The organism is Reyranella sp., assembly GCF_050185545.1.
Taxonomy (GTDB): Bacteria; Pseudomonadota; Alphaproteobacteria; order Reyranellales; family Reyranellaceae; genus Reyranella.
The window spans coordinates 1-9,731 of record NZ_JBFWZI010000229.1; the positions used below are offsets into that span (position 1 = coordinate 1).

Annotated in this window: 10 protein-coding genes; 4 read left to right on the forward strand and 6 right to left on the reverse strand. The window is 67.0% G+C overall.

From position 1 onward, the window contains the following. The 4 genes from AB7O82_RS33835 to AB7O82_RS33850 all read right to left on the reverse strand — a co-directional run. On the reverse strand, window positions 1-573 hold a 573-nt coding region (locus AB7O82_RS33835), incomplete at its 3' end, for a Gfo/Idh/MocA family protein (RefSeq protein WP_428621379.1). 40 nt (window positions 574-613) lie between these two features. Next, window positions 614-1,000, reverse strand: coding sequence for a hypothetical protein (locus tag AB7O82_RS33840; RefSeq protein WP_428547221.1), 387 nt, complete (start codon window positions 998-1,000; stop codon window positions 614-616). A gap of 131 nt (window positions 1,001-1,131) precedes the next feature. After that, window positions 1,132-1,848, reverse strand: a complete 717-nt coding sequence (locus AB7O82_RS33845; RefSeq protein WP_428621380.1) for an EI24 domain-containing protein — start codon at window positions 1,846-1,848, stop codon at window positions 1,132-1,134. A gap of 87 nt (window positions 1,849-1,935) precedes the next feature. Then, window positions 1,936-3,087, reverse strand: a complete 1,152-nt coding sequence (locus AB7O82_RS33850) for a CaiB/BaiF CoA transferase family protein (protein ID WP_428547227.1) — start codon at window positions 3,085-3,087, stop codon at window positions 1,936-1,938. Window positions 3,088-3,393: 306 nt separating this feature from the next. Between AB7O82_RS33850 and AB7O82_RS33855 the strand changes: the two genes are divergently transcribed. The 3 genes from AB7O82_RS33855 to AB7O82_RS33865 all read left to right on the forward strand — a co-directional run bounded on the left by AB7O82_RS33855 (window position 3,394) and on the right by AB7O82_RS33865 (window position 6,952). After that, window positions 3,394-5,076, forward strand: coding sequence for an SMP-30/gluconolactonase/LRE family protein (locus AB7O82_RS33855; RefSeq protein WP_428547230.1), 1,683 nt, complete (start codon window positions 3,394-3,396; stop codon window positions 5,074-5,076). Window positions 5,077-5,084: 8 nt separating this feature from the next. Beyond that, window positions 5,085-5,978, forward strand: coding sequence for an MBL fold metallo-hydrolase (locus AB7O82_RS33860; RefSeq protein ID WP_428547233.1), 894 nt, complete (start codon window positions 5,085-5,087; stop codon window positions 5,976-5,978). Between the two features lie 200 nt (window positions 5,979-6,178). After that, on the forward strand, window positions 6,179-6,952 hold the full coding sequence (locus tag AB7O82_RS33865; protein ID WP_428547236.1) for a short-chain dehydrogenase/reductase: 774 nt from the start codon (window positions 6,179-6,181) through the stop codon (window positions 6,950-6,952). Here the strand turns inward: AB7O82_RS33865 and AB7O82_RS33870 are convergent. Next, entirely contained in the window at window positions 6,903-7,142 is a 240-nt protein-coding gene (locus tag AB7O82_RS33870; RefSeq protein WP_428547239.1) for a DUF3309 family protein, read from the reverse strand. The genes AB7O82_RS33865 and AB7O82_RS33870 overlap by 50 nt on opposite strands. Before the next feature lie 384 nt (window positions 7,143-7,526). Between AB7O82_RS33870 and recQ the strand changes: the two genes are divergently transcribed. Next, window positions 7,527-9,350, forward strand: coding sequence for a DNA helicase RecQ (gene recQ / locus AB7O82_RS33875; protein ID WP_428547242.1), 1,824 nt, complete (start codon window positions 7,527-7,529; stop codon window positions 9,348-9,350). A 261-nt stretch (window positions 9,351-9,611) separates the two neighbouring features. Here recQ and AB7O82_RS33880 read toward each other — a convergent pair. Then, window positions 9,612-9,731: VOC family protein (locus tag AB7O82_RS33880; RefSeq protein ID WP_428621382.1), on the reverse strand; the 120-nt coding region annotated here is incomplete at its 5' end.

A 9,731-nucleotide genomic window follows, 5' to 3' on the forward strand; every position in this document is an offset into this window, starting at 1 on the left:
TATCGTCGCCGGGCGCCCCATCAGCCAGTGGATGAGGTCGAAGTCGAACGTCATCAGCTCGGTCGAAGGATCGCTGTAGTGGGTCTTGCGATCGGGTGCATCGGCTCGCAGGTAGGATCCCAGCCGCCATGCCGTGACGCTGACAAGGCGACCGTGCTTGCCGGAGAGAGACCTGCTCTTTACGTGCTCGCAGGCGGCGACCGAGCGCATCAACAGGCCGACCTGCAGCAGACGGTCGGCGCGCCGGGCTGCCTCCTGCATCTCCCAGGCATCCCCCAGCTGCAGCGCCAGAGGCGTCTCGCAGAAGACATGCTTGCCGGCGCGCAGGGCGGCAAGGACGAACTCGGGGTGAACCGGTGTCGGCAGGCACACATCGATGGCGTCAATGCCGGGATGGTCGATCAGTCGGGGGGCATCGGTACTGGGATGAGCTTTGCATATCGCCGCCACCGTCGCGGCGCGCTCGGCATGGCGCGAGTACACGCCGACGACCGTGGCGTCGGCGACGCCGGCATAGGCGGCCGCGTGCATCTTCCCCATGGTGCCGGCGCCCAGAATCCCGATGCGGATCATGTCGCCCTCGCCGCGATCGCCGTGTGACGTTCTTCGCTGATCAGGCGACCCGTCGTTTCTGCGCCGCCACCGAGCCGGCGCATCGGTCGACCGGAAGGGGTCGGAGATGAAGATCGTAGGCGTCGGCGTATTCGGCGCGCCAGGTCGTGCCGTCTCGGCGGTAGAGATAGACGAACAGCTGGCAGGCATCGGACTGGTAGCGCAGCGCGCGGGCAGGCTCATCCTTGCGATCGAGCACCCCGGCGCCCAGCAGCGCCGCGAGCTGCGTCTCGTCGAGCCCCTTGATGCGATCGGCCGGGATCGGCGTCCCGGCATTGCGCGAGCTGAACACGCCTTTCTCGCCGCCGGTAAGAGAAGCGGGCTCGGAACCGGTGGTGCAGCCACCCAGAAGGAGCGCCAGTGCGAGCGCCGTACAAGCCGATCTCATGCCGGGCAGTCTAAAGCACATTCTGTCGGCTGGAACCAGCCGACAGAATGTGCTCGTCGCAACAACTATTCGCAGTTCGTGCGTTCCCATCGCGGTGGAACCGCCGCAATGCCCTCGAATCGGCAATTGCGCTAACGCGGGACGGCAGGCGGATTGAAAGGTTGGCCGGGCGTTCCGGGCGGCTGCTTGAGCTGTTGGGCGACATGTACCATCGCCGCCACGCCCAGCACCGGCACGATCAGGTTGAGGATCGGGATGGTGCCCAGGAAGACGATGACGATGCCGGTGAGCCACAGCACGCCCGAGTTGTTGCGTCGCCACGCCTTGACCTCGGCCGGGGTGCGGCGGCGCAGCGCCACCTGCTCGTAGTAGACGCGGCCGGTCAGCCAGCCGTTGATGCCGTAGAACAGCACCGCGCCCAGGCCGGCGATGAAGATCGACAGAATGTAGAACGGCAGCATCACCAGGTTGAGGGCGATGACGGCCAGCAGGAAGACGACGCCCGTCCAGACGCCGGTCCAGATCGGAATGCCGTGCGCCCGTCCGAGATGCGGGTAATGCTCGCTTTCGACGATGTCGGCGATCTGCTCGAGGAAGATCGAGATCACGATGCCGAAGCTCGCCGGAAACAACATGAGCGCCAGCACGATGACCGCGCCGCCGCCTAGCCAGCGGATCGTCTCGTTGATCCACTTCATCTCGAAGGTCGCGAACGACTGCAGGCCCCACCAGGCCAGCCAGGCGATGCCCACCTGCAGCACCAGGCTGAGTAACAGCGACCACCAGATGACGCCGCGCAGGCGCGGATCGCTGAGCTGCCGAACCGCGCGCTCGAAGGCGTTGATCATGATCGGTCTTCTGGACCGCGGACGTCCCGCCCGCTCATGAGCTTGAGCGGGCGGGACGCCCGCGGTCCAGAACAGTCCGAACGTGCATCATTGCGGACCGACGATACCTGCTGCCTTGAGCTCGCCGATCTCCTTGGCCGAGAAGCCGCGCTGGCCCAGCACTTCGTCGGTATGCTGGCCGCGCTTGGCGGCCGGTCCCTTGATGCCTTCCTTGGTGCGCGAGAAGCGCGGCGCCGGCGCCGGCTGGGCGAAGCCGTCGACATCGACGAAGGCGTGGCGCGCCTTGGCGTGTGGATGCTGCGAGGCTTCCGACATGGTGAGCACCGGCGCGAAGCAGACGTCGCTGCCTTCCATGATGGCGCACCATTCGTCGCGCGTCTTGCTCCTGAAGATGCCGGCGAGGCGGCTCTTGAGTTGCGCCCACGCCTTGCGGTCGTTCTGCGCCGGCAGGCTTTCGCCCTTGAGGCCGGTCTTCTCGAGCAGCAGGTCGTAGAATTGCGGCTCGATCGAGCCGACGCAGACGAACTTGCCGTCCTTGGTCTCATAGGTGCCGTAGAAATGCGCGCCGCCGTCGAGCACGTTGGCCTCGCGGTCTTTTTCGTTCCACAAGCCGGCGCCGGCCATGCCGTAGAGTCCGCCCAGCAGCAGGGCCGTGCCGTCGACCATGGCGGCGTCGACGACCTGGCCCTTGCCCGATTTCTGCGCCTCGAGGAGCCCGCACACCATGCCGAAGGCCAGCAGCATGCCGCCGCCGCCGAAATCGCCGACCAGGTTGAGCGGCGGCGACGGCTTGTCCTTGGGGCCGATGGCATGCAAGGCGCCGGTAAGGGCGATGTAGTTGATGTCGTGGCCGGCCGCCTTGGCGAGCGGGCCTTCCTGACCCCAGCCGGTCATGCGGCCGTAGACCAGCTTCGGATTGCGGGCGAGGCAGACATCGGGCCCAACGCCCAACCGCTCGGCGACACCGGGCCGGAACGGCTCGGTGATGCCGTCGGCCTTCTCGATCAGGCGCAGCACGACCTCGACGCCTTCCTTCTTCTGCAGGTCGACCGCCACGGAGCGCCGGCTGCGGTTGTGAATGGCGTACTTGGGATCGGCGAAACGGTCCATGACATGCGCCTTGGTGCGGTCGATGCGGATGACATCGGCACCCATGTCGCCCAGCATCATCGAGCACATCGGACCCGGGCCGATGCCGGCCAATTCGACGATCGTCAGTCCCGAAAGCGGACCCGCCATGACTTTCCTCCTGCGAAATTCCTGATCGCTCGTGTCGCGCGATGTTAGCCGATCCGGCTGTCCTGTCACGGGCGGGGCGCTGAACCGACGCATGGCTCGCGATGAGTTCATGGACTCTTTCTGGACCGGGGGCGTCCCGCCCGCTCTTGTTACATTAATCATGAGCGGGCGGGACGCCCGCGGTCCAGGAGAGCATGATCCCGAACAGGGCCAGGGAGCGGTCCGGGACCGGTTCATCCAGCACCATGACTTCCGCGCCCGGAATGCTCTACAGTCCGCGCCGCAAAAGGGTCGGAGGGGACGGCAATGAAGGTGGGCCGCTTTGTGACGTCGCTGGCGCTGGTGCTTGCCGTGGCCGGCAGCACGCTGGCGCAACAGGCGCCGCCGGCGTCGCCCAAGGAGTACAACCAGGAGTTCCTGGTTGCGGGTTCGTGGTTCCATGGCGTGCATGGCCTCGCCTTCAACAAGGATGATCAGCTTTTCGCCGGCTCCGTGGTCGGCCAGACGCTCTATCGCGTGCAGGTCGATGCCGGCGAGGTCGACCGCGTCATCGATCCGCCGACCGGCATGGCCGACGACATCGCCTTTGCCGACGACGGCACCATGGCGTGGACCGCCTTCCTCCTGGGCAAGGTCTATATCCGCCGGCCCAACGGCAAGACCATCGAGGTCGCCAACGGCATGGGTGGCCCGAATTCGCTGGCCTTCGGCAAGGACGGCAGGCTGTTCGTGTCCGAGGTCTTTCTCGGCGACGCGCTCTACGAGATCGATCTCAAGAATGTCGACAAACCCGACTTCAAGCCGTTCCCGCGCAGCGAGCTCAGGCGCATCGCCGAGAAGATGGGCGGCCTGAACGGCTTCGAGATTCACAAGGACGACGGATTCCTCTACGGGCCGCTGTGGTTCAAGGGCCAGGTGGTGAAGATCAATCTCGAGACCGGAGCGATCGAGGTCATCGCCGAAGGCTTCAAGATTCCGGCCGCCGCCAACATCGATCCGCAGAACCGCGACAACGTCTACGTCGTCGATACCGGCACCGGCGGCATCTGGAGCGTGAGCCTCTCCAGCAAGACCAAGAAGCTGGTCGCCTCGATGAAGCCCGGGCTCGACAATCTCGCTTTCGATTCGCGCGGCCGCCTGTTCGTCACCTCGATGACCGACAACGGCATCTACCTGGTCGACAAGCAGACCGGCGCGCACAAGACCATCGTCGAAGGCAAGCTCGCGGTCCCCGCCGACCTCGCCGTCACCTCGGAAGGCGGCAAGGAGACCGTGCATGTCGCCGACGTGTTCAGCTATCGCACCGTCGATGGCCAGACCGGCGCCGTCGCCGACGTGATCCGCGTTCACGGCGAGACGCACGCCTATCCGCTCGGCCTGTCGATCGGGCCGCGCCACACGCTGCTGACCAGCTGGTTCTCCAACACCGTCGAGAAGGTCGATCGCAAGACCGGCAAGCCGGTGGCGACGCTGGGCGACTTCGCCGCGCCGGTCGATGCGCTGGAGGCCGTCGACGGCACGCTCTACGTCGCCGAGCTGGCCAGTGCCAACCTGGTGAAGGTGAGCCCCGACGGCAAGACGCGCTCGACGGTGGTCAAGGAGCTGCGCGGGCCGGCGGCGATGGCGCAGGGCCCGGGCAACCTGATCTACGTCACCGAGATCGCTGCCGGCGCCGTCACCGAGATCGACGTCGCCACCGGCGTGCGCCGGGTGGTGGCCGATGGCCTGGCCGGTCCCGAAGGCATCGACATGGGCCCCGACGGCCGGCTCTACGTCGCCGAAGTCGGCCAGAAGCGCGTGGTCGCGATCGATCGCGCCACCGGGGCCAAGACGGTGATCGCCTCGAACCTCGATATCGGCCTGCCGCCCTATCCCGGCGGACCGCCGGCGCTCATCCCGACCGGCGTGGCCGTCGGCCGCAGCGGTACGGTCTATGTCAGCTCCGACATCCGCAACGCCCTCTACAAGCTCACGCCCCCCGCGCCCTGAGAGGACCCATGCCCGGCATCCCCTTCATCAAGGACTTCAAGTTCGACTACGGCACGGCGATGGAGGTGACGCCGCTGATCCGGCGCGTGGTCGCCCGCAACCCCAGCCCCTTCACCTTCAAGGGCACGGGCACCTACGTCATTGGCCACGGCAACGTCGCGATCGTCGATCCCGGTCCCGACATGCAGGACCATATCGACGCCGTGCTGAATGCCGTCCGTGGCGAGACGGTGACGCACATCTTCGTCACCCACACGCACGTCGATCACGTGCCGGCGACGCCCGCCATCGCCAGGGCGACCGGCGCCAAGGTCTATTCCTACGGGCCGCATCCCCGGCCGCCGACCGGCGAGAAGCCGGAGGAGGCGGGCGATCTCGCCTTCGCCCCCGACATCAAGCTCAATGACGGCGACGTCGTGGCGGGCGACGGCTGGAACGTCGAGGCGGTCTACACGCCGGGCCACATCTCCAACCATCTCTGCTTCGCGGTGAAGGAGGACAACGCGCTGCTGACGGGCGACCACGTGATGGGCTGGTCGACCGCGGTGATCTCGCCGCCCGACGGCAACATGGCCGACTACTTCGCCAGCCTGCGCAAGCTCCTGCCGCGCGAGGAGACGCTTTACGTCCCGACGCACGGCTCGGAGATCCGCAATCCCAACCCGTTCGTGCAGTCCTACATCGAGCATCGCCTGGGCCGCGAGGCGCAGATCATGGCGCGGCTCCAGGAAGGCCCGCAGACCATCCCGCAGATGGTCGCCAAAAACTACGCCGACACGCCCATGCACCTGCACGCCGCCGCCGGCCGCTCGATGCTGGCCCATCTCGTGCAGATGGTGAAGGACGGCCGCGTCAGGGCCGAGGACGGCCAGGCAAGGAGCGACAGCACCTACAGGCTTTGAGGGGGACGCGTTACTCATTCCTCCCCCGTAGTCGGGGAGGCGCCCCGTCATACGAGGCGGAGGGGGAAAGCCTCGGTCGAGATCTCTGAGGTTCCGACGTCGAACTTGGGTGAACCTCGATTGCGGCTTTCCCGCTCCGGCCCTGACGGGCCACCTCCCCCGATTACGGGGGAGACCAGGAAGAAAGGGAGAAACGACCAATGGACATGAAACTCTCCGGCAAGACCGTGCTGATCAGTGGTGGCAGCCGCGGTATCGGCTTCGCCTGCGCCATGGCCTTCGCCGGCGAAGGTTGCGCCGTGCACATTGCCTCGCGCTCGAAGGAATCGTTGGAAGCGGCGCGAGACAAGATCCGGGCGCGGTACAATGTGCCGGTCGAGATCCACCCCGCCGACTTCTCCAAGGGCGACACGGTGCGCTCGGTGGTGGATGCGGTCGGTCACGCCGACATCCTGGTGAACAACGCAGGCGCCATCCCGCGCGGCGACATCCACGCGATGACCGAGCCCAAATGGCGTGAGGCGTGGGAGCTGAAAGTGTTCGGCTACATCAATGCCACGCGCGCCATGCTGGAGAAGATGTACGCGCGCAAGAAGGGCGCCATCGTCAACATCATCGGTCTGGCGGGCGAGAGCTACAACTACGACTACGTCACCGGCTCGATGGGCAATGCGAGCCTGATGGCCTTCACTCGAACTGTCGGGTCGAAGAGCGTCGACCAGGGCGTGCGGGTGGTGGCGATCAATCCGCCGGCCACGCGCACCGATCGCATGCTCACCCTGCTGCGCGGCCAGGCGCAACAGCAGCTGGGCGATCCCGAACGCTGGCCCGAGCTCACCAGGCACATGCCGTTCGGCCGGCCGGCTGAGCCCGACGAGGTCGCCGACCTCGCTGTCTTCCTCGCCTCGGATCGCGCGAGCTACATCAGCGGGGTGGTGATGACTCTCGATGGCGGGCAGGCAGCGCGACACTGAGCTCGGCGGGAGCCGGTGCGACGGCCGCGCCGGCGCGCTGCCAACCCTTGCCGCTCACGGCGAGCGCGGCCATGAAAATCAGCAGGCCGCCGACGGCGATGCTGGGTCCGTGACCCCACGTGGCGCTGTAGCGCCAGCAGGGAAAGACGGCGACGCCCAGCGCCGCCAGCAACAGGCATGAAATCAGCATGGTCGCCCGCGCTCATATCGAGCGGCGATCTTGTCGTCCATGACTCCTCCGTGAACTCTTCCTGGGCAATACGAGCCGACCGGCTGGAGCGTCCCTCGGGGTGCGATGGTGAGGCGACAGCGCTGTCGCAGGCGCGAGCCTACCGTGAATGGAATCAGGGTCAGTGAAGGCTTCATTCGGCCTGTGAAAAGCGCAGCGAAAGCGGCCTTTCTCATGGACCAAGCGAAGTCTTGGCCTTGTCGAAGACCCCTAGCCGAAATGTAAGCGGTGTTTTGCCCCCATCTTCGTCGAAATAGCGACGCAAGTTCATCCACAGTGGGTGCGTCCGTGACCGCCGGCCCGGGCACGCCGGATCTGGTGCTCACGTGATACTGTGACCACGACATGTCCGATGATCTCGCCAGCGCGTCCGCCTTGCTGCATACGGTGTTCGGGTTCAGCGCCTTCCGGCCGGGCCAGGAGGAGATCGTCAGCGCGGTGCTGGCGGGCGAAAACGTGCTGGCGGTCATGCCGACCGGCAGCGGCAAGTCGCTATGCTACCAGCTCCCCGCCATCGCCCGGCCCGGCCTGACCCTGGTGGTCTCGCCGTTGATCGCGCTGATGCGCGACCAGGTGCGCGCGCTGACGGCCGCCGGCGTCGCGGCCGGCAGCCTCAACTCGTCGAACGAATGGAGCGAGAACGCGCGCGTGTTGGGGCTCCTGCGCCGGCGCGAGCTGCGCCTGCTCTACGTCGCGCCGGAGCGGCTGGCGCGGCCCGACACGATCGAGATGCTGGCCGAGTCGGACGTCCGTATGATGGCGATCGACGAGGCCCATTGCGTATCGCAATGGGGCCACGATTTCCGCCCCGAGTACCTGACCCTGGGGAATCTTGCGCGCCAGATCGGCGGCGCGCTGCAGACCCTGGCTCTGACGGCGACGGCCGATGCGCCGACGCGGGGCGACATCATCGACAAGCTGTTCGCCGCGTCGCCGCGCGTCTTCGTCCGCAGCTTCGACCGGCCCAACCTGCGGCTTTCCTTCAAGCCGAAGGAGCATTCGACCCGCCAGGTGTTTTCCTACGTTCGCGCCCATGCCGGCGAGAGCGGCATCGTCTACTGCGCCTCGCGGCGCAAGGTCGAGGAGCTGGCGACCGGACTCGCGGCGGCGGGCCTGCGCGCGCTGCCCTACCATGCTGGGCTCGACAAATCGGTGCGCGACGCCAACCAGGACGCCTTCCAGCAGGAGGATGGCGTGGTGATGACGGCGACGGTCGCCTTCGGCATGGGCATCGACAAGCCTGACGTGCGCTTCGTCTGTCACGCCGACCTGCCGGCCAACGTCGAGGCCTACTACCAGGAGATCGGCCGCGCCGGTCGCGACGGGCTGCCGGCCGATACGCTGACGCTCTACAGCCTGGGCGACATGCAGCTGCGCCGCCTGCAGATCGAGCAGGGCGAGCAGTCCGACGAGCGCAAGCGCATCGAGCGTCAGCGGCTCGGAGCGCTGCTTTCCCTCGCCGAGGCGCCGCGCTGCCGGCGCCAGACCCTGCTCGCCTATTTCGGCGAGGCCTCGCAGCCATGCGGCCACTGCGACCTCTGCCAGGAAGGCGTCGAGCTGTTCGACGGCACGATCGAGGCACAGAAGGCGATGTCGGCCATCGTGCGCACCGGCGAGCGCTTCGGCATGGAACACGTGGTTTCCATCCTGACGGGAGAGCGCACCGAGAACGTGCTGAAGTTCAACCACGATCGCCTGCCGACCTTCGGCGTCGGCGCCGATCGCAAGGCCGCCGAGTGGCGCTCGGTCTTCCGCCAGCTCTCGGCGACCGGGCTGATATCGCAGGATCTGATGGAGCACGGCCGCTGGCTGGTCACCGACGAAGGCTGGCGGGTGCTGAAGGGCAAGGCGCGCATCGAGCTACGCAAGAACCTCGCACCATCGACGTCGAAGGGCGCAGGCCGGGGACGCAAGGCTGCGGCTACGCCGCTGGTCGTCGCCGGCGCCGACGAGGCCCTGCTCGGCGCCCTGAAGGCGCTGCGCACCCGGCTCGCCCAGGTGCAGAAGGTGCCCGCCTACGTGGTGTTCTCCGATCGCACCCTGGTCGAGCTCGCTACCCATCGTCCGGGCACGCCCGGCGCGATGCGCGAGATCCACGGCGTCGGCGACGCCAAGCTCGACCGCTACGGCGACGCCTTCCTCGAGGTCATTCGCGGCGCGGCGCGGTGATCAGAGTCTCCTCCCCAGCTTCGCTGGGGAGGTGTCCGCGTCATCGCGGACCTGCCTTCGCCGAAGCGAAGCCGCTTCGGCTTCGCGCAGGCAGGCGGAGGGGGCATGCTCATGCGGACCGCGGGCGTCCCGCCCGCTCATCTGTGCCAATGACCGGGCGGGACGCCCGCGGTCCAAGTTTCCATGACCCCTCCGTCGGCGAAGACACCGACACCTCCCCAGCAAAGCTGGGGAGGAGGATGATCATCGAATCACAAGCACTCACCCCGACTGCTTGCCGCTCGGCATGCCCATCGACCAGAGGACGCCGAACGGATCGCGCAGCTGGCCGTAGCGGTCGCCCCAGAACATGTCGGAAAGCGGCATCACGACCTCGGCACC

What these genes read in the sequence shown, in the direction of transcription:
- AB7O82_RS33840 (WP_428547221.1), bottom strand. Translation starts at nt 1,000, where the DNA reads ATGAGATCGGCTTGTACGGCGCTCGCACTGGCGCTCCTTCTGGGTGGC.
- AB7O82_RS33845 (WP_428621380.1), bottom strand. Translation starts at nt 1,848, where the DNA reads ATGATCAACGCCTTCGAGCGCGCGGTTCGGCAGCTCAGCGATCCGCGC.
- AB7O82_RS33850 (WP_428547227.1), bottom strand. Translation starts at nt 3,087, where the DNA reads ATGGCGGGTCCGCTTTCGGGACTGACGATCGTCGAATTGGCCGGCATC.
- AB7O82_RS33855 (WP_428547230.1), top strand. Translation starts at nt 3,394, where the DNA reads ATGAAGGTGGGCCGCTTTGTGACGTCGCTGGCGCTGGTGCTTGCCGTG.
- AB7O82_RS33860 (WP_428547233.1), top strand. Translation starts at nt 5,085, where the DNA reads ATGCCCGGCATCCCCTTCATCAAGGACTTCAAGTTCGACTACGGCACG.
- AB7O82_RS33865 (WP_428547236.1), top strand. Translation starts at nt 6,179, where the DNA reads ATGGACATGAAACTCTCCGGCAAGACCGTGCTGATCAGTGGTGGCAGC.
- AB7O82_RS33870 (WP_428547239.1), bottom strand. Translation starts at nt 7,142, where the DNA reads ATGCTGATTTCATGCCTGTTGCTGGCGGCGCTGGGCGTCGCCGTCTTT.
- recQ (WP_428547242.1), top strand. Translation starts at nt 7,527, where the DNA reads ATGTCCGATGATCTCGCCAGCGCGTCCGCCTTGCTGCATACGGTGTTC.